This window comes from Burkholderia sp. MSMB2157WGS (genome assembly GCF_001532755.1).
GTDB lineage: Bacteria > Pseudomonadota > Gammaproteobacteria > Burkholderiales > Burkholderiaceae > Burkholderia.
Genome location: NZ_LPJG01000030.1, coordinates 1,140,185 through 1,158,505, shown reverse-complemented (window position 1 = coordinate 1,158,505; position 18,321 = coordinate 1,140,185). Strand labels below are relative to the sequence as shown.

Here is an 18,321-nt window from a genome sequence, read left to right as displayed (position 1 = left end):
TGTCGTGGCTCGGGGTTCTGCCCGATGCCGGTGCAAGTATAGAAATGCCTGGAAAATATTACTAATAATTTAGTGATGGTGTTTACCCTCGAATGTACGGCAACGGGGGCGAACAGGGCGGCGACGGCCGCGCGAACACGCGCGGGCGGCGAATGCGCCGCACCGCGTCGTGTGGTGTCCGGAAGGAAGGAGGCTGGGACGCGCTTACGCGCTCGCCGATTGCGCGGCCGTCTCGACGGTCCGCACCGACCCGCGTTCGACCAGCGGCCCGTCGAGCTTGATCGCGCGGCGGCGCACGGGCATCCCGACCGCACGGTTCTGTTCTTCCTGCAGCAGGATCTCGACCGCCCAGCGGCCCAGTTCGTAGTTCGGCAAGACGATCGTCGACAGCGGCGGGTGCGTGTGCCGCGCGATTTCCTGGTCGTCGTAGCCGAGCACCGAGATGTCGTCGGGCACGCGCATCCCGAGATGCTTGACGGCCTCGATCGCGCCGATCGCCATCAGGTCGTTCGCGCAGAAGATCGCGGTGGGCGGGTGCGGCTCCCGCAGCAACGACAGCGTTTGCTCGAAGCCGGTGTCGGAGCCCCAGTCGCCGTCGCGCACGAGTTCCGGCGCGAACGGGATGTCGGCCGTGGCGAGCGCGGTGCGATAGCCTTTCAGGCGATCCTTCGCGGCGTCCTGCCACGGTTCGCCGTTGACGTAGCCGATGCGCCGGTGGCCCGCGCGCAGCAGGTATTCGGTCGCCGCATGGCCGCCCGCGACTTCGGCCGGCACGATCGACGACAGCCCGCTGTCCGTCGTATAGCAGTTGAGCAGCACGGCCGGCACGCGCAGCAGCTCGGCCGGCAGCGCGACCTTGCGCGTGTAGACGGTCGCGTAGACGACGCCCAGCAGGTTCGGCATCGCGAGCACCGACTCGAGCACCTGACGCTCGATGTCGACGTTGCCGTGGGTCGAGTACACGGCGAGCAGCTTGCCGTTCGCGTAGGCCGCGTCGCGCGCGCCGTCGATGTTGACGACCGGGTGCGGGCTCGTCGAGATTTCGTCGGCGAGATAGACGATCAGGTCGCGCTCGCCGCTGTGCGTCATCGTCACTTCGCGCGGCAGGAAGCGGTAGCCGAGCTCGTGCGCGATCTTCAGCACTTTTTCGCGCGTGGCGTCCGAGAATTTCGTGCCCGCCGCGTTGTTCAGCACGAGGGAGACGGTGGATTGCGACACGCCGGCAAGCTTGGCAATGTCGGTCATCGTGGGGCGACGTTGAGTAGAGCGTTTCACGGTAGGAGCGCGGTCCGGCCTCGGCAGGATGGGCAAATAAGATCGTTGATGAACAGCGGGTCGGATCAATTCGACACGACGGTAACATCGGCCATTCGGGCCGGCAATCAAGCTTTACGCGGGATGCGCCGGATGCGTGGATGTCCGGATAATAATATCAACAAATATTATTGACTACGCACGCGGCACCGTGCCATCCTTGGCCGCACATGCCCGCGGCCGGATGCTGCGCGTCGGCCGGCGGGGTCGTCAGCTTCATCCCGGGATGATCGATGCCGATGGGAATGCCCCGCCACACCGACCTGATCGAACTCGCCAGCGGGTCGACCCGCGTACGCGTCGCGCCGCGGGCCGGCGGATCGATCGCCGCATACTACGACGAAGCGCCGGACGGCCCGCAGCACTGGTTCCGCCCGACCTCCGACGCGGCGCTCGCGAGCGGCGATCCGCTGCGCTTCGCGAGCTTTCCGCTGTTTCCTTACTGCAACCGCATCCGCGACGCGAAGTTCGAATTCGGCGGCCGCACGATCGACCTGTCCGGCCCGGACGACGCGTATCGTCATGCGCTGCACGGGCACGGCTGGCTGCGTCCGTGGCAGGTCGAGCGGCGCGCCGACACGCAGGTCGACCTGCGCTTCGAACACCGCCCCGACGCGGGCCGCGCGGGCGACTGGCCGTTCCATTACGAGGCGCGCCAGTCGATCCGGCTGGACGGCCCCGTGCTGTCGATCACGCTGTCCGCGCGCAACCTCGGCGCGCAGCCGATGCCGTTCGGCATGGGCCATCACCCGTATTACCTGCGCACGCCGCACACCGTCGTGAAGGCGCACGTCGACGCGATGTGGCACGCCGACGCCGACGTGCTGCCCACCCACGTCGGCGATCATCCGGCCGTCGCCGCGCTGTGCAACGGGATGCCGGTCGATGCATTCGAGCTCGACAACAATTTCGTCGGCTGGTCGCGCGAAGCCGCGGTGATCTGGCCGGAGCGCGGCCGGCAGGTCGTGCTGCAGGCCGAGCGGCCGTTCGATCAGCTCGTCGTGTACGCCCCGGCGGGCGCCGACGCGCTGTGCGTCGAGCCCGTCACGAACACGACGGACAGCTTCAATGCGGCGGAACCCGTGTCGCTCGTCGGCGGCTGCGTGCTGGCGCCGGGCGAGTCGCTGCAGGCGACGTTGCGGTGGACGCCGGGCCCCGCCTGACGGGTTCGGCGGTACGGGATTATCCCGAGTCGGGTAGGCGATAATATCGAGTAATAATATTAATTCGTGATGTCGCTGCCGCCGGTGTGCCACGGGGCGCGGGCCGATCACGACATCACAACACTTGGAGACGATGATGCCGAGCCGTGCAAAGCTGCAACGTATCGTGGTGACGATGGGTGTGACGCTCGGATGCGTCGCGATCGCGCATGCGCAGGACAATGCGCAGAAGGTCGGCGCCAGCTCCGCGCAGACCTGCACGAATCCGAAGCCGGGCAGCGTGAAGCTGAGCGATCTCGTGGTCGGCTTCTCGCAATCGGAGAACGAACAGAACCCGTTCCGCGCGACCGAAACCGCGTCGGTGCGCGCCGCTGCGAAGGCGGCGGGCGTCAAGCGGCTGCTGTATACGAATGCGAACGCGAACCAGGCGAAGCAGGTCGCCGATATCGAAAGCATGATCAACCAGGGCGCGCAGGCGCTGATCGTCGCGCCGAACGATTCGACCGGCCTGCAGCCCGCGCTCGCGCAGGCGCGCGCGAAGGGCATTCCGGTCGTGACGATCGACCGCCAGACGGCCGGCACGCCGTGCCAGGATTTCATCACGTTCCTCGGGTCCGACTTCTTCCGGCAAGGGCAGCGCGCCGCGCAGGCGCTCGCCGATGCGACGGGCGGCAAGGCCACGATCGCCGAGATCCAGGGCGGCTACGGCAATACCGTCGAGAGCCAGCGCACCGACGGCTTCGCCGACGGCCTGAAGAAATTCCCGAACATGAAGATCGTCGCGTCGCAGACCGCGAACTGGTCGGCCACCGAAGCGCAGAAGGTGATGGAGCAGGTGCTGCTCGCGCATCCGGACGTGAACGCCGTCTACGCGCAGGCCGACACGATGGCGCTCGGCGCGATGACCGCGTTGCGGCAGGCTGGCAAGCAGCGCGGCGTGACGGTCGTGTCGATCGACGGTACCAAGGATTTCGTCACCGCGATCGCGAACGGCTCGGCCGCCGCGAGCGTCGAGACGAATCCGCGCTTCGGCCCGCTCGCGTTCAAGTCGCTCGAAGCGTGGTTCGCCGGCAAGCCGGTCGCGCAGAAGCAGATCATGGAAGACGCGCTGTACGACAAGGCGAACGCGAAGCATTCGCTCGAAGCGAACCTCGTCTACTGATCGGCCGGCAAACGATCGGCAACGGCTCAACCGCTCAACCGCTCAACCGCTCAACCGCGAACGCGAGGCGCGCGATGGACGCAACGCTTCCCGCCGGACCCGACGCCGGCACCGGCGCCGACGGCAAACCCGTCGTGCTCGAGACGCGCGGCATCGGCAAGACGTTCGGCGTCGTGCGCGCGCTGACCGACGTGTCGCTGTCGCTGCGCGCGGGCGAGGTGCACGGGCTGATGGGCGAGAACGGCGCCGGCAAGTCGACGCTGATCAAGATCCTCACCGGCTTTCACCAGCCCGATGCGGGCGAGATCCGCGTCGACGGCGTGCCCGTGTCGTTCGACAGCCCGCGTGCCGCGCAGCGCGCGGGCATCTGCGCGGTCTATCAGGAAATCAACCTGATTCCCGAACGCAGCGTGGCCGAGAACATCTTCCTCGGTCACGAGCCGCGCCGCTTCGGCCCGTGGATCGACCGCCGCGAGATGCGGGCGCGCACCCGCGAGATCGTCGAGCGTTACGGGCTCGACGTCGACCCGGCCGACAAGGTCGGCGCGCTCGGCCTCGGCCAGCAGCAGATGGTATCGATCGCGCGCGGCGTGTCGCTCGGCGCGCGCGTGCTGATTCTCGACGAGCCGACTTCCGCGTTGAGCGGCGCGGAAGTGGAGGTGCTGTTCGGCGTCGTCGAGCAGTTGCGCGCGACCGGCATCGCGATCGTGCTGGTCAGCCATCGCCTGTCCGAGTGCTACCGGATGTGCGACCGGCTGACCGTGCTGCGCGACGGCGCGGTGGTCCGCAGCGATACGCCCGACCGGCTGCCGCGCATGGCGCTGATTTCGGCGATGCTCGGCCGCGAAGTCGGCGCGCACGGCCCGCGCGAACAGGCGGAGGCGGCCGCCGCCGACACGACGCACGAGCCGGCGCTCGCCGTCGACGGACTGCGCTGGGGCACGCGTCTGCGCGACGTGTCGTTCCGCGTCGCGCCGAAGGAGATCGTCGGGCTCGCGGGCTTGCTCGGCGCGGGCCGCACCGAGACGTTCAAGGCCGTGTTCGGCGCGCAGCAGCCGGACGGCGGCGCGGTGCGCGTCGGCGGCCGCGCGCTCGACGGTGCCGATCCGGCGCGTGCGATTCGCGCGGGGCTCGCGTTCCTGTCCGAGGATCGCCGCTCGGAAGGGATTTTCTCGAAGCTGTCGGTGCGCGAGAACATCGTCGTGTGCGTGCTGCCGCGCATCGCCCGCTTCGGCTTCATTTCCGTGCGCAAGCAGGAGGCACTCGTCGAGCGCTACATCCGCGAGCTGGGCATCAAGACGTCGCATGCGGGCGCGCCGATCTCGACGCTGTCCGGCGGCAACCAGCAGAAGGCGCTGATCGCGCGCTGCCTGTCGACCGAGCCGTCGGTGCTGCTGCTCGACGATCCGACGCGCGGCATCGACGTCGGCGCGAAGGCGGAAGTGCACGATCTCGTCAAACGGCTCGCCGACGACGGGCTCGCGGTCGTCGCGACGTCGTCGGAGATGGAAGAACTGCTCGAGCTCGCCGACCGGCTCGTGATCCTGCACGAAGGGGCGACGAGCGGCGAACTGCCGACGCGCGGCGCGAGCCCCGACGACGTGACCGCGTTGCTCGCGAACCAGACGTAACGCACCGCACATCGACCCGAGGATGAGGAAAGCGTGAATCTTGCCAACCTGATGAGCGAACCGGACCAGGCCCGCCGCACGTCGCGCCGCTCGCTGTTCGCGCAGGCACGCGAGCACAGCGTGTATCTCGCGTTCGTCGCGCTCGCCGTCTTCAACCTGATCGTCACGCCCGGTTTCGCGAATCCGCTCGCCGCGCGCAGCCTGCTGTTCCAGGCCGCGCCGATCGTGCTGATCGCACTCGGGCAGAACCTCGCGATCGCCACGCGCGGGATCGACCTGTCGGTCGGCTCGGTGATGGCGCTCGCCAGCGCGACCATCGCCCTATGTTTGCCGTACGGCACCGGCGCGGCGTTCGCGGCGGCGATCGCGATCGGCCTCGCGGTCGGCCTGTTCAACGGCGGGCTCGTCGCGCGGCTCGGCATCGATCCGCTGATTTCCGGGCTGGCATTGCTGGTCGCCGCGCGCGGGCTCGCGCAGGCATTGCTCGGCGGCTCGCGCGTGAGCCTGCCGCCGTCCGATGCGTTCGATTTCGTCGGCATCGGCACGTGGTTCGGGTTGCCGGTCGTGATGCTGATCGCGCTCGCGTGCGCGGCCATCGTGTTCTTCGTCGTGCGCAACACGACCTTCGGGCGCTACACGATTCTCGTCGGCGCGAGCCGCGATGCCGCGCATCTCGCCGGCGTGCCCGTGCGGCGCACGCTGCTGGCGGTCTATGCGGCCAGCGGTGCATTGGCCGGGCTGGCGGGCCTCTTCGCCACCGCGCGGCTCGGCGCGGGCGATCCGAACTATGTCGGCGTGAACTTCGAACTCGATGCGATCGCAGCATCGGTGATCGGCGGCACGCCGCTGTCCGGCGGGCGCGTGTCGATCGTCGGCACCGTGTTCGGCGTGCTGCTGCTGCAACTGCTCGATGCCAGCTTCATCATGAACAACATCAGCTACACGTATGCGCAGATCCTGAAGGCCGCGTTCATCCTCGGCGCGTTGTACCTGCAACGTTCGGGAGCCTGACATGTCGACCGCGCCGATCTCCCCGTCCACCGCGCACGATGCCGGCCGCGCGCGCCGCGCGCAGTTCGTCCGGCTCGTGCAGGCGCGCGGCGCGATCGCGATCCTCGTGCTCGTGTGCCTGATCGCCGGCCGCGTGTTTCCGCATTTCCTGAGCGCGCCGAACCTGCTCGACATCGTCGCGGCCGCCGCGTTCGTCGCGCTGATCACGATCGGGCAGAGCTTCGTGATCATCCTCGGCGGGTTCGACCTGTCGGTCGGCTCGCTCGTCGGGCTCGGCACCGTGATCGCCGCGTATGCGGCGCCGTATGGATGGGGCGCCGCGCTGGCCGCTCCCGTTGGCGTCGGGTTGATCGTCGGGCTCGTGAACGGCTGGCTGATCGCCCGCGCGCGGATGGCGCCGTTCATCGTCACGCTCGCCGCGCTGCTCGGGTTGAAAGGGCTGTCGCTCGTGCTCGCGAGCCAGGACATGCTGATCGCGAACCCCGGCTTCTTCGCGACGATCGCGAACGGCTCGCTGTTCGGCATCGGCAATCTCGTGTGGATCGTGCTCGTCGCGTATCTCGTCGCCGCGTTCGTGCTGAATCACACGCGCTACGGCGCGGGCGTGTTCGCGATCGGCGGCAACGAGGAGGCGGCGCGCATGCTCGGCGTGAACGTCGAAGGGCTCAAGGTCGTCACGTACGGGTTGAGCGGCGCGCTGGCGGGGCTGGCCGGTGCGCTGCTCGCGTCGCGGCTCGATTCGGGGCTGCCGGGCGCCGGCAACAGCTACGAGCTGCAATCGATCGCGGCCGCGGTGATCGGCGGCGTGCTGCTGACGGGCGGCGTCGGCACGCTGTTCGGTCCGCTCGCGGGCGTGCTGCTGCTCGGCGTGATCGAGAACGTGATCAACCAGGTCGGCACGTTGAGCCCGTACTACCAGAACCTCGCGAGCGGTGCGTTCCTGCTGCTCGCGGTGATCGCGCAGACGCTGCTGACCGGCAAGCGGCGCAAGCGGTGACGCGCACGATGTCGTGCCGCCGCAAACTGGAACGCTAAATGCTTGTGTCGCGTCATCCTTTCGATGAAGGAGCACCGCGATGAGCACGCCGACCACCACCGCTTTCTCCCACGTGAAGCCGCAGGACACCGCCTATCGGGGCGAAGGCCTGCGCGACTTCTTCCTGTACCGCGATCTCGGCATCGCCGCCGCGACGAACGGCAAGGTCGTCGCGCAACTCGTCAGGGCCAATCATGCACCGACGGCGGGCACCGGCTGGCACCGTCACGAGGCCGAATTCCATATCGTGATCATGCTGAAGGGCTGGGCGCGTTTCATGTACGGCGAACAGGAAACGCTGGTGGCGGCCGGCGACTGCGTGCACCAGGCGCCGGGGATCGTCCATTACCTGTTCGACTACTCGCCGGACATGGAATACCTGGAGATCGTCGGGCCTGCCGACTTCAAATCGATCGACGTCGACGGCCCGTGCGCGGTGCCGGAGCCGACGCCGTGGGGCGAAGCCGGTGCGTAGCTTGCCGGTGGGTGTGCGTTTTCGATGGACCGCCTGTACTCAGGCGGCTTTTTTTGTTCCGCTGACCTTCGAGAACTGCTTTCCGCTTCGACACATTCCTTCGAATTCCAAACGATCGAGAAGCTGAAGAACCAGAAAGAAAAGAAAGACGTTCGTCAGCTTCGCGTGTCGACAGGCGATGCGATGTCAAAGATCGTCAATTGCACGCAGGTACGGTGCACGGCGTGTCGACGCCCGGCGTTAAGGAGGTACGGCCGGATTTCCGGCTGACCTATCCGGGAGAGTGTCACCATGAACCGCATCGCGAAGATCCTGACCGCCACGGCACTGGCTTGCGCCGTGCTCGCACCGGCCCTGGCCGAAGCGCATTCGCACCGCGTGTGCCATTTCGATCATCACCACCATCGCGTGTGCCGCTGGGTGCGGTAACCGTCGCCGTTCCCGGGGATGACGCCCCGGACGCTTTCATCATTCAGGCAAATCAGGAGAGGACCATGAAAAAAACGATGTTGATCGCCGCGCTGGTCGCCGGCATGGGTGTGTCGATCGGTGCGTTCGCGCAGGTTCCGGCCAGCGCGCCGGCCGGCACGACCGGGCTGTGCAAGGACGGCTCGTTCTACTCGGGCGCATCGAAGAAGGGCGCATGCGCGGGCCACAAGGGCGTGAAGACGTGGTACGGCGCATCGGCCGCTGCCGCGGCGAGCGCACCGGCCGCGGCGCCGGCAACGGCGGCTTCCGCTGCGCCGGCATCGGGCGCAGCGCCGGCGAAGAGCGCGGCCACGACGGCCGCGGCGCCGGGCGGCGGCGCGGGCAAGGTGTGGGCGAACGACAGCACGAAGGTCTATCACTGCTCGAGCGACAAGTACTACGGCAAGACGAAGCACGGCAGCTACATGTCGGAAGCCGACGCGAAGGCGAAGGGCTATCATGCGTCGCACGGCAAGGCTTGCGCGTAACGAGCAGGCCGGGCGCGCGAGCGGTTTCGCTCGTGCGCCGTCCGTGCTGAAGCAAACATCGCCCCGCCTCTCCGGCGGGGCGATTCACTGTGGCGCCAGCCGCGTTCAGTGCGCGTGATCCGATTGCGTTTCGGCCGCCGCGTCGACCGCGGATGCCCGTGCATCGAGCAGCGCGCGCAGCGTGACGTAGTGCGCGCCGCTCGTGTCGCCTTGCGCATCCGCGGTGCGATCGTACGGCTCGTTGTCGTGGATCGTTGCCCGCACGATCGGATAGATCTGCGTTTCCCATCGGCTGCCGTTGAACACGCCGTAGTGCCCCACGCCCGTTTGTACATGGTGCGTCTTCAGGTACGACGGCAATCCCGAACACAGTTCCTGCGCGGCCACCGTCTGGCCCACGGCGCAGATATCGTCCTTCTCGCCTTCGATCGTCAACAGCGCGGTGCGATGAATCGCCGCCGGTTCGACGAGCGTGTCGCCCACCGCCAGCTCGCCGCGCGCGAGCGCGTACTGCTGGAATACCTTCTCGACCGTTTCCAGATAGAACTCCGCGGTGAGGTCCGCCGTCGCGAAATATTCGTCGTAGAAGTGCCGTAACGTGTCGGCTTTCGCGGGGTCGCCTTTCGCGCGTTCGTAGTACAGATCGGCGAACGACGCCGCATGCCGGTCCGGGTTCATCGACATGAACGCGCCGACCTGCACGAAACCCGGATACACGCACCGCTGCGCGCCGACGAAACCCGTCGGCACTACGCTGATCAGGTTGCGCGCGAACCATTCGATCGGCCGGCTCGTCGCGAGCGCGTTGACCTTCGTCGGATTCACGCGGCAGTCGATCGGCCCGGCCATCAGCGTCAGGCTCGCCGGTTGCGCGGGATCGCCGCCGGCCGCCATCAGCGCGACGGCCGCCAGCGACGCGACGGTCGGCTGGCAGATCGCCAGCACGTGCGCGTCCGGGCCGATGTGGCGGATGAAGTCGATGACGTGCATGACGTACTCGTCGAAACCGAAGCGCCCGGCCGCCAGCGGAATGTCGCGCGGGTTGTGCCAGTCGGTGATGTACACGTCGTGGTCGGCCAGCATCGTGCGCACCGTGCCGCGCAGCAGCGTCGCGAAGTGCCCGGACATCGGCGCGACGATCAGCACGCGCGGCTGGCGCGCGACCGACCGAGCCTTGCGGAAATGCAGCAGCGTCGCGAACGGCGTCGTTGTCGCCGCTTCTTCGACGATCGGCACCGTTTCGCCGTCGACGACGACCGACGCGATCCCGAACGGCGGACGCCGGTGCGAAAACGCGCAGCATTCGAGCAGTTCGCACAGCGCGTCGACCATACGGCCCGTCGGTGTCGACGTCGCCGGCGGCCACAGCGACATCGTCGCGCGCGTGGCGGCTGCCCATGCACGCGCCGGGCGCAGGCATTCCGCAGACCATTGATAAAACGGATAGGCAAGCAGGTTCATGACCGTCGCTCGTGATGCCGCATTACAGGGAACGAGGCAAGCCGTATGCCAGCGTGACGCTGGCACGCGCGTTGCAGCGGTTCGGGAGCGCGGCGGCACGCGCGGGACGTGATGACGGAGGGGAAGGTGACGCGCTGCCTTGCCGGCCGGGCGTGCGACACGTGCCGCGATGCCGTGCGACGTTGCGCCGGTTCGGCGAACGGACCGCACAGACGTGGTGCGGCCGGTCATGCGGTGCGTCCGTTTACGGTGCAGGGGCACGAACGACATTCAGCAGGGGAGCGAAATGGAATCCAACGCACGGACGACGCTGACCATCAGCAGCCGCAATTACTCGTCGTGGTCGATGCGCGGCTGGCTGCTCGCGAAGCTGAGCGGGCTCGCGTTCGAGACGATCAGCGTGCCGATCGACGCCACGTCGCGCGCGGAGCTGCTGCTGCTGTCGCCGTCGATCCTCGTGCCGTGCCTGACGCACGACGGCAACGCGGTGTGGGACACGCTCGCGATCGCCGAATATCTGAACGAGATCCGGCCGCAGGCGCGGCTGCTGCCCGACGATCGGCATGCACGCGCGCATTGCCGGTCGATCTGCGGCGAGATGCATTCCGGCTTCAGCGCATTGCGATCCGCGCTGCCGATGAACCTGCGCGGGCATTTCCCCGGCTTCCGGATCTGGTCGCGCGCGCAGCACGACATCGAGCGGATCGTGACGATCTGGCGCGAGTGCCTCGCCGAATACGGCGGCCCCTGGCTGTTCGGTGCGGAGATCGGCATCGCCGATGCGATGTACGCGCCGGTCGTCACGCGCTTCCTGACCTACGACGTGAAGCTCGAACCGGACGTCGCCGAGTACTGCATGCGCGTGCTCGCGCATCCGTTCGTTGTCGAGTGGATCGACGCGGCGAAGGCCGAGCACGAAGACATCGACGAGCTCGACATGGAGTTCTGACCCGACGCGGGCGGTTGCGACGGGCTTTCAATTTCGCTACACGCGCAATGGGCGAAACGAACGATCGATGCGCCCGCGCGATCCGCAAACGTTTTACCTTGATTTCGGTTCGGAACGAGGACGAATCCCCTAAAGGATGTTGCGCCCGATGACGTAAACGAGTCACGGGGACGACTCGCGATCGCATGCTTCAGACTTGCGACGCGCAGTCCGCAACAACCAGCGCAGCAGGGGAATCGACTTGAATCGTCAGCAATCGTGGACGCGTACCGCGGCGCCCGGAGAAATCATTTACTCGGAGGGCTTCGCGGGCGAGCCCGTCATTTTCCTGATTACCGACGGCAAGGTCGAACTGTCCACGCGCTGCGACGACAAGCGCGTGATCGTCGCGACGCTCGGCCGCGGCGAGTTCTTCGGCGAATCGGCGCTGCTCGCCGCCGAACCGCGCGCGCATACCGCGAAGGCGCTTTCGTTCTGTCAGCTCACGGTCGTGCCGGCCGGCATGCTCGATGAAGAGATCGAGCGCGTGTCCGCGCTGCTGCGCCACATCGTGCGAACGATGATTCGCCGCGTGAAGCGCAAGGACGACCAGCTTGCGACCTACACCCATGCGGATTTCATGCCGGGCGTGCTGTCGTATGCGCACGTGCTGTCGCTGATGGCCGGCGCCGACGCGCGCGAACCGGGCGACACGTGGGCGCGCCGGCCGATGCAGGCGCATGCGGCCGAGACGTCCGTGCCGCTCGCCGACGTGATCCGCAGATGCCGCGCGATCGCCGGCCATTCGCGGCCGCACGTGCTTGCGATGCTGCGGCGCATGGAGAAGCTCAACCTCGTCACGATCGAAGCCGCGCAAGCCGATGGCGCCGGCGGCGCGACCGACCATGCGGCGTCGTCGGATGCGCGCCAGGTCGTCACGTTCGACGCCGCACGCGTGATCGACCGCGCGCAGCAGGTCGCCGATCACGATCTCGACCTGTCGATCAACAGCGAACTCGAACTCATCGAACTCGCAGATCTCGAATCGCTGATCGGCGTCGACAAGACGCTGCTGCTCAACAAGCTGTCGAACGGCGAGATCGCGGAAGAAGTGTTCGCGTTCCGCAAATCGAAGGTGCTCAGCTACGTCGAACAAAAGGGCGTCGCGTATTTCTCGCGCCGCAACGCGCGCCGCGGCGGCGACGTGCGCGCGCTCGAGGATCTCGTGTGGATCGACCAGCGCACGCTGTTCGACGTGATCAGCGCGTTCGATACCTACGATCTCGCGAAGCTGATCGCGAACCTCGACGATCGCGCGGTGGCCGACAAGCTGTTTTCCGTGATGACCGAGGCACGACGCAACGAGGTGTCGTGGGTGATGCGCCGCGAACTCAAGCTCGATCCGGTCGAGATCGACGAGATCGAGCAGCGCGTGCTGGAGGCCGTTCGCGCGGCGAAGGCGCCGGTGGCGGGTGCGGCGTCCGTCGCATCGACGTCATCGTCGGATGCTTGATACGGGGGCGCGCATGGATCTGTTGACCCTGGTCGGTGTGGTGCTGGGCGGTGCGGCGATCGTGTTCGGATTCGCGCTGGAAGGCGGGCATTTCTCGATGCTGTTCCAGTTCGAGGCGCTCGTGATCGTGCTCGGCGGCACGCTCGGCGCGGTGATGATCCAGAACACGTGGGCGCGCTTCTTCGACGCGGTGAAGCAGTTGCGGCTCGCGTTCGTGCGCGCACGCGAGGTCGATCGCAAGAACCTGTCCGACCTGCTCGAATGGGGCGACCGCGCGAAGCTCGACGGGCTGCTCGCGTTCGAATCGATGGATGTGAGCGGGATTCATCCGTTCGCGCGACGCGGGCTCGAACTGCTGGCGAACGGCGTGTCGACCGCGGTGCTCGAGGATGCGTTGCAGCGCGAACTCGACGCGTACGAACGCAGCCGCCTCGCGGCCGTGCGCGTGTGGCAACAGGCCGGCGGCTATGCGCCGACCTTCGGCATTCTCGGCTCGGTGCTCGGGCTCGTGCAGGTGACGAGCCATATTCTCGAACCGGCGCAACTCGGGCCGGGCATCGCGGTCGCGTTCGTCGCGACGCTGTACGGGCTCGCGTTCGCGAACCTCGTGTTCCTGCCGCTGTACGGCAAGCTGCGCGCGCAGATCGACAGCGAGATGCGATTCCGCAAGCTCTATCTCGACGGCTTGCTCGCGATTTCGCGCAAGGAGTCGCCGCATACGATCGAGACGCGATTGACCGGCGATGTGCGCGGGCGGGCGGCGGAATCGCTCGCGTGATGTTCGTGCGCTTTGTGCCTGCGTGTATCTGCACCTGTACCGTATGACGAACCCGGATTCACGACAGCATGACTGCTAGAACCGATGGCGCATCCGCTGCCGATCGCGACGATGACGAACTCGAAGGCGCGCAGTCGGGGCGCTGGCTGATCTCGTACGCGGATCTCGTCACGACGCTGATGGTGCTGTTTCTCGCGCTGTATGTGCTGCAGCTCGCGAAATACAACGCGCTCGATGCGCGGTATCAGACGCTTGCGCGGCAGACCGGTGGTGCTTCTCATGCTACCGATGTTGCTACGCCCGCTCATGTGCCGCCATGGCTCGCGTTGCTCGATTCGTTGAAATCGAATGGACGCATTTCGCTGGTGAAGGCGCCGCACGGCGTCGAGATCGGTATCGACGCGAAGATCCTGTTCAACGTCGGCGATGCGCGCTTGCTGCCCGATTCGTCGCCGGTGCTGAACCAGATTGCGCAGGCACTGAGCGAGCATGCGACGGGCGACATCCTCGTCGAAGGCCACACGGACAGCGTGCCGATCGCGAACGCGAAGTACGAATCGAACTGGGAGCTTTCGTCGGCGCGCGCGGGGAGTGTGGTGCGCTATCTGACCGAGCGCGGCGTCGCGCCGCATCGGCTGGCGGCGATCGGGCGGGCGGATACGCAACCGCTTGTTGCGGGGGACGATGCGGCTTCGAGGGCGCGAAACCGGCGGGTGACGATTTTCGTTGCGTATTGAACAGCGCGTTGTATTCGCGTTGCCTTCGTCTATATAGGCGGCCGCATATGTCCGCCCGTCAACGACATAACGAATCTCGAATGGTCGCTATCTGAAATCAGCGATGCGCTTCTGCGCCCGCCTGCCGATAACCCAATCTGGCTCAGACCGAGCGGTTATCGAGGGTTCCCCATGCATTTCTGGCGCAAGCTTTCCATTCAGAACAAGCTGATTCTCAGCATGACGAGTTGCCTGCTCGTGTTCGTCGCGATTGCGAGCGGGCTCAGCGTCCGCCTGATCGGCAACGCGGTGCGCGATCGCGTCGTCCGCGAAGAGCTGCCGACCGCCGTCAACGGCATCCGCGCCGACGTGCAGCGCCAGATGGCCGGCCCGATCGCCGCGTCTCGCATTCTGGCGCGCGATGCGTTCCTGCTGCAATGGGAAGCCGACGGCGAACCCGACGCCGGCACGCGCAACTGGATTCAGCTCGCGAAGAACGTGAAGGACGAGCAGAAGGCCGCGTCCGTGCAGTGGGTGTCGGTGAAGAGCGGCAACTACTACAACGAAGCCGGCCTGCAGCGGAAGGTGACCGACAAGGATCAGTGGCTGACCAGCTTCCTGTCGTCGGGCAAGGCGTACGACGTGAACATGGATCGCGAGGTGACCGTCGGCGGCTACATGATGTTCATCAACAGCCGCGTGGAGCTCGACGGCGTGCCGATCGGCGCGGCGTGCATGAGCCTGTCCGTCGATGCGCTCGCGAAGGGCATCTCGGCTTACCGGATCGGTGAGACCGGGTTCGCGTATCTCGTGCGCCCCGACGGCGCGATCATGATGCATCGCGATACGTCGCTGATCGACGGCAAGCATTTCCTCAAAGATGAGCCGGGGCTGCCGGGCGATGCGTCGTCGACGCTGCTCGCCGGCAAGCCGTATGCGTACCTCAGCTACGAGGGTGATGGCGGCGCGCGCTTCATCGCAACGTCGTTCATTCCGGAACTGAATGCGTATGTGGTCGTCCAGGTGCCGCAGGCCGAATTGCTCGGGCCGGTGACGCGTGCGATTCGCAGTGCTGCGCTGGTTGCGGCGGTGGTGGGCCTCGGGGTTGCGTTGATCGTGATCTGGCTGGTGGGGCGCGCGATTGCCGCGCCGATCAGGCGTGCGGCTACGCTGCTGTCGGAGATCGCCAGCGGTCAGGGTGATTTGACGCGCCGGATGACGGTCGAGAGCGAGGACGAGATCGGGCAGTTGTCGGAGGCGTTCAACCGGTTCGTGTCGTCGCTGTCGACGCTCGTTCATCGGATTCGGGCAGCTTCGGCTTCGATCGCGACCGGGTCGGCGCAGATTGCTTCGGGGAATGCGGATCTCAGCGAGCGCACCGAAGGACAGTCGAGCAACCTGGAGCGGACGGCTTCGTCGATGGAAGAGATCACGGCCGTGGTGCGCAACAACACCGAAACGGCGACGACGGCCGCGAAGATGATCAACGGCGCGGCGGATACGGCGGCGCGTGGCGGGCAGGTGGTGGGCGAGGTCGTGACGACGATGGAGCAGATCAGTGACGCTTCGCAGCGGATCTCCGAGATCATCGTGATGATCGACAGTATCTCGTTTCAGACGAATATTCTGGCGTTGAATGCTGCAGTGGAGGCGGCGCGGGCGGGGGAGCAGGGGCGCGGGTTTGCTGTTGTGGCTTCGGAGGTGCGGAATCTGGCGCAGCGCAGTGCGCAGGCGGCGAAGGAGATCAAATCGCTGATCGAGCATAGCGCGGGGACGGTGGGTGCCGGGTCGCGGCTCGTGAGTGAGGCGGGGAAGGTGATGAGTGATGTTGTGTCGCAGGTTCAAGGCGTTAGCGCGATGATGAGCGAGATTGCAGAGGCTAGCCTGGAGCAGAGTGCTGGCATCGATCAAATTGGCGATGCGGTGCAGTCGCTCGATCAGATGACACAGCAGAATGCGGCGCTGGTCGAGGAAAGTGCGGCGGCGGCGGAGAGTTTGAAGCAGCAGGCGGCGGAATTGACCAAGCTGGTTTCGGCTTTTAAGGTGGATGAATAAGGGCTGTTTTGGGGGTCGGGGGGCGGTGTGAGAGGCGGCTGCCGTGGGACCACGGCAGCCGTTTTTGCTTGTCGGACGAGACTCGTGACATTAACAAAAATGAGACTCAATTTCATGTTGAGAGGCGGATGAGAGCCTCCGGGCAGTCAACGCAGGTGGCGCGTCCTACGGCTGTGTTCGGAAATGTGTCGCAATGCACCGCTTTGTCAAATTAAAGATTGAGCGGAAGATTGCCGATATGACGATGGGACAGATCCTGCTCTATTGACACTAAACATGGGGCGCCGGATACATCGGCGAGTTTATGGTTCGATCAAGCATATTTAGCAGATTTATGGCCTCCGAAGAAGGCGCTGGACGGTGTGCACTCGAGTAATTGGTTATGGTCTCTTTGGGAAGTATTATTTTTGTTTTTAACGAGTGATTTTATAAAAAATATGGCAAATTTTTCTACTGAATTTCCTATCGATCCTCGCAATGGAGTTGATGATGTAATAAATTTGGCTTGTAAATGGATCGCTGGGAGTCCTCATTCTAAAATACCGCGCAATGTACTTTCAAACATTTCTGTTGATTCTGAGTGGAATTACTCGAATGGCAACGAGCGGGTGACGATAGCCGCCGCAAAAGGTGGAGAGTATGATATCGGTGGGCTTCGTTATGTTAATGTCGATAAAGGGTTGGAATGGGTGACATCTATTGTTTCGCTTAAGACGATCGATAGAAATCTACTGAGTATCCAGATCTCTTGTGAAGCGCTTAGCACAACAGTGAGGCTTCCGCCGCCCAAAAAGCCCTATTTTATTCGGCAGGTGCTCGCGGAACTCGGTGGGGGGATGGACGGTGAGATTCCAGTGACAGAGAAGCCGTTTCGTTTGGGCGAGGACGACTCCGGCGTAGCGGCCGCCCTGATGATGGGGGTAGCTAATAACAAGCTACCGATCGTGTATGTAAGTGCAGGTTTTGGTGGGGATTATTTGATTAATCCGGATGAGCTGGCTGGGTTTGTGTCGGGTATGGCTCACGTCGTGGTTGAGCCAAGTAGGATTTTCTCGTTTAAAGTAAAAACCCTTACGAACTCAAGCAATGTTTTCGGTGGCACGGTTGGTGTTTATTGGCCTGAGAGTAACGGGCGAAGTGTCTATTACCTCGATGAAGATACGCCAAATCGGCGTGCTATTCAGATTGATATTGCAAAAGATATCCGTTTGGCTCTTTCAAACAGAAGGGTTAGAACGAATTGTACTTGGAACCACTTGATGGAAACAATGTCGAGAAGGCGCTATGATTTGCTGAAGGCGCAAGGGTCGACGGAGTTGCAGGCGTATATTGATGTGTTTGATGCCGATCAAGCGGCAAAGGATCTTAAAATTGCTGAGGCTGAGCAGGAAATTTTGCGGCTTAATGCGGAGCTGAAGCGAGTTTCTTTAATTGGGCAGCCATCGGGGCGCGGTCTTGTGGTTTCGGGTAAAGAGCAAGATTTGTTTGATCATGAAATATCTGATGTTGTCATTTCTGCGCTTGAAGAAGCTTTGCGGGCGGTAAGGGATAATAGTCGACGTCAGCATATTTTGACAGATCTTCTGAGTGTTAATAAATCATCTGGAAATGGTCGTAAGATTGAGTCGGAGATAAAGAATTTATTTAAAGCATATCGTGATATGGACTCTCGAATGAAGAATGCCTTGGCAAAGATGGGGTTTGAGATAACGGAAGATGGGAAGCACTACAAGGCGGTATTTCAAGGAGATGGCCGATACACATTTGCTATTCCTAGGACTAGTAGTGATCACCGGGCCGGAAGAAATACGGCAAGTGACATTAATAACGTTCTATTTTAATGTCGCGGATGATTTTCGGATTATTATAGGAAATCGAAGAGCTCGCACGTGGCACGACGCGGATTAGGCACTACGTTCGACGAGTCTATCTATCGGATCGTTGGTCCGTTGTCCGCGTTCGCGACTTGCGTCGGTCAATTTGTGTGGCCAGATTGCCAACAGCGGCCCTTGGCAATCCGCCACATTTTGCGCACTCCGGTACGCCGTGTATCGCGTTCCGCTGTTGTCGTCGGCGCGCCACGTGCGGGTGGCCAAGTGAGCAATCGCCGCGACTGGAAAAC

The 18,321-nt window shown here is 64.5% G+C and carries 16 protein-coding genes; 14 read left to right on the top strand and 2 right to left on the bottom strand.

What is annotated here, in order from left to right; translation table 11 throughout:
• Positions 1 to 204: 204 nt before the first annotated feature.
• Entirely contained in the window at positions 205 to 1,245 is a 1,041-nt protein-coding gene (locus WT53_RS23635) for a LacI family DNA-binding transcriptional regulator (RefSeq protein ID WP_034205356.1), read from the bottom strand.
• Positions 1,246 to 1,559: 314 nt separating this feature from the next.
• Here WT53_RS23635 and WT53_RS23630 point away from each other — a divergent pair, with 314 nt between their 5' ends.
• The 8 genes from WT53_RS23630 to WT53_RS23600 all read left to right on the top strand — a co-directional run bounded on the left by WT53_RS23630 (position 1,560) and on the right by WT53_RS23600 (position 8,748).
• Positions 1,560 to 2,477, top strand: coding sequence for an aldose 1-epimerase (locus WT53_RS23630; RefSeq protein ID WP_034205355.1), 918 nt, complete (start codon positions 1,560 to 1,562; stop codon positions 2,475 to 2,477).
• Between the two features lie 133 nt (positions 2,478 to 2,610).
• Positions 2,611 to 3,639 carry an ABC transporter substrate-binding protein gene (locus WT53_RS23625; protein WP_080747718.1) on the top strand — a complete coding sequence of 343 codons (1,029 nt, stop codon included), beginning with the start codon at positions 2,611 to 2,613 and terminating at the stop codon, positions 3,637 to 3,639.
• 74 nt (positions 3,640 to 3,713) lie between these two features.
• Entirely contained in the window at positions 3,714 to 5,270 is a 1,557-nt protein-coding gene (locus WT53_RS23620) for a sugar ABC transporter ATP-binding protein (RefSeq protein ID WP_034205354.1), read from the top strand.
• 33 nt (positions 5,271 to 5,303) lie between these two features.
• A complete protein-coding gene (locus tag WT53_RS23615; RefSeq protein WP_080747675.1) occupies positions 5,304 to 6,281 on the top strand; it encodes an ABC transporter permease in 978 nt (325 codons plus the stop codon).
• A gap of 1 nt (position 6,282) precedes the next feature.
• Positions 6,283 to 7,278, top strand: a complete 996-nt coding sequence (locus WT53_RS23610; protein WP_034205352.1) for an ABC transporter permease — start codon at positions 6,283 to 6,285, stop codon at positions 7,276 to 7,278.
• 79 nt (positions 7,279 to 7,357) lie between these two features.
• Positions 7,358 to 7,792, top strand: a complete 435-nt coding sequence (locus tag WT53_RS23605; RefSeq protein WP_034205351.1) for a cupin domain-containing protein — start codon at positions 7,358 to 7,360, stop codon at positions 7,790 to 7,792.
• 291 nt (positions 7,793 to 8,083) lie between these two features.
• Complete coding sequence (locus WT53_RS33910) at positions 8,084 to 8,221, top strand: HHHH-motif protein (protein ID WP_175883728.1); 138 nt, start codon at positions 8,084 to 8,086, stop codon at positions 8,219 to 8,221.
• Positions 8,222 to 8,286: 65 nt separating this feature from the next.
• Entirely contained in the window at positions 8,287 to 8,748 is a 462-nt protein-coding gene (locus WT53_RS23600) for a DUF3761 domain-containing protein (protein ID WP_034205350.1), read from the top strand.
• 105 nt (positions 8,749 to 8,853) lie between these two features.
• On the opposite strand, the gene WT53_RS23595 is transcribed toward WT53_RS23600, so the two are convergent.
• Positions 8,854 to 10,209 carry a polyhydroxyalkanoate depolymerase gene (locus WT53_RS23595; protein WP_060261791.1) on the bottom strand — a complete coding sequence of 452 codons (1,356 nt, stop codon included), beginning with the start codon at positions 10,207 to 10,209 and terminating at the stop codon, positions 8,854 to 8,856.
• A gap of 286 nt (positions 10,210 to 10,495) precedes the next feature.
• Here WT53_RS23595 and WT53_RS23590 point away from each other — a divergent pair, with 286 nt between their 5' ends.
• The 6 genes from WT53_RS23590 to WT53_RS33635 all read left to right on the top strand — a co-directional run bounded on the left by WT53_RS23590 (position 10,496) and on the right by WT53_RS33635 (position 18,040).
• The gene (locus WT53_RS23590; protein WP_034205348.1) at positions 10,496 to 11,158 is read left to right on the top strand and encodes a glutathione S-transferase family protein; all 663 of its coding nucleotides are present in this window, start codon (positions 10,496 to 10,498) and stop codon (positions 11,156 to 11,158) included.
• A 241-nt stretch (positions 11,159 to 11,399) separates the two neighbouring features.
• Positions 11,400 to 12,650, top strand: coding sequence for a cyclic nucleotide-binding domain-containing protein (locus WT53_RS23585; protein WP_034205347.1), 1,251 nt, complete (start codon positions 11,400 to 11,402; stop codon positions 12,648 to 12,650).
• Positions 12,651 to 12,663: 13 nt separating this feature from the next.
• Positions 12,664 to 13,428 carry a flagellar motor protein gene (locus tag WT53_RS23580; protein WP_006484340.1) on the top strand — a complete coding sequence of 255 codons (765 nt, stop codon included), beginning with the start codon at positions 12,664 to 12,666 and terminating at the stop codon, positions 13,426 to 13,428.
• Positions 13,429 to 13,496: 68 nt separating this feature from the next.
• Complete coding sequence (locus tag WT53_RS23575) at positions 13,497 to 14,165, top strand: OmpA family protein (protein WP_034205346.1); 669 nt, start codon at positions 13,497 to 13,499, stop codon at positions 14,163 to 14,165.
• A 171-nt stretch (positions 14,166 to 14,336) separates the two neighbouring features.
• Positions 14,337 to 16,199, top strand: a complete 1,863-nt coding sequence (locus tag WT53_RS23570) for a methyl-accepting chemotaxis protein (RefSeq protein WP_034205345.1) — start codon at positions 14,337 to 14,339, stop codon at positions 16,197 to 16,199.
• A 362-nt stretch (positions 16,200 to 16,561) separates the two neighbouring features.
• Positions 16,562 to 18,040, top strand: coding sequence for a hypothetical protein (locus WT53_RS33635; RefSeq protein WP_155294388.1), 1,479 nt, complete (start codon positions 16,562 to 16,564; stop codon positions 18,038 to 18,040).
• Positions 18,041 to 18,321 lie beyond the last annotated feature (281 nt).

Coding starts and splice junctions, on each gene's coding strand:
- WT53_RS23620 (WP_034205354.1), top strand. CDS start 3,714: ATGGACGCAACGCTTCCCGCCGGACCCGACGCCGGCACCGGCGCCGAC.
- WT53_RS23630 (WP_034205355.1), top strand. CDS start 1,560: ATGCCCCGCCACACCGACCTGATCGAACTCGCCAGCGGGTCGACCCGC.
- WT53_RS23575 (WP_034205346.1), top strand. CDS start 13,497: ATGACTGCTAGAACCGATGGCGCATCCGCTGCCGATCGCGACGATGAC.
- WT53_RS23605 (WP_034205351.1), top strand. CDS start 7,358: ATGAGCACGCCGACCACCACCGCTTTCTCCCACGTGAAGCCGCAGGAC.
- WT53_RS23570 (WP_034205345.1), top strand. CDS start 14,337: ATGCATTTCTGGCGCAAGCTTTCCATTCAGAACAAGCTGATTCTCAGC.
- WT53_RS33910 (WP_175883728.1), top strand. CDS start 8,084: ATGAACCGCATCGCGAAGATCCTGACCGCCACGGCACTGGCTTGCGCC.
- WT53_RS23610 (WP_034205352.1), top strand. CDS start 6,283: ATGTCGACCGCGCCGATCTCCCCGTCCACCGCGCACGATGCCGGCCGC.
- WT53_RS23595 (WP_060261791.1), bottom strand. CDS start 10,209: ATGAACCTGCTTGCCTATCCGTTTTATCAATGGTCTGCGGAATGCCTG.
- WT53_RS23635 (WP_034205356.1), bottom strand. CDS start 1,245: ATGACCGACATTGCCAAGCTTGCCGGCGTGTCGCAATCCACCGTCTCC.
- WT53_RS23590 (WP_034205348.1), top strand. CDS start 10,496: ATGGAATCCAACGCACGGACGACGCTGACCATCAGCAGCCGCAATTAC.
- WT53_RS23600 (WP_034205350.1), top strand. CDS start 8,287: ATGAAAAAAACGATGTTGATCGCCGCGCTGGTCGCCGGCATGGGTGTG.
- WT53_RS23580 (WP_006484340.1), top strand. CDS start 12,664: ATGGATCTGTTGACCCTGGTCGGTGTGGTGCTGGGCGGTGCGGCGATC.
- WT53_RS23625 (WP_080747718.1), top strand. CDS start 2,611: ATGATGCCGAGCCGTGCAAAGCTGCAACGTATCGTGGTGACGATGGGT.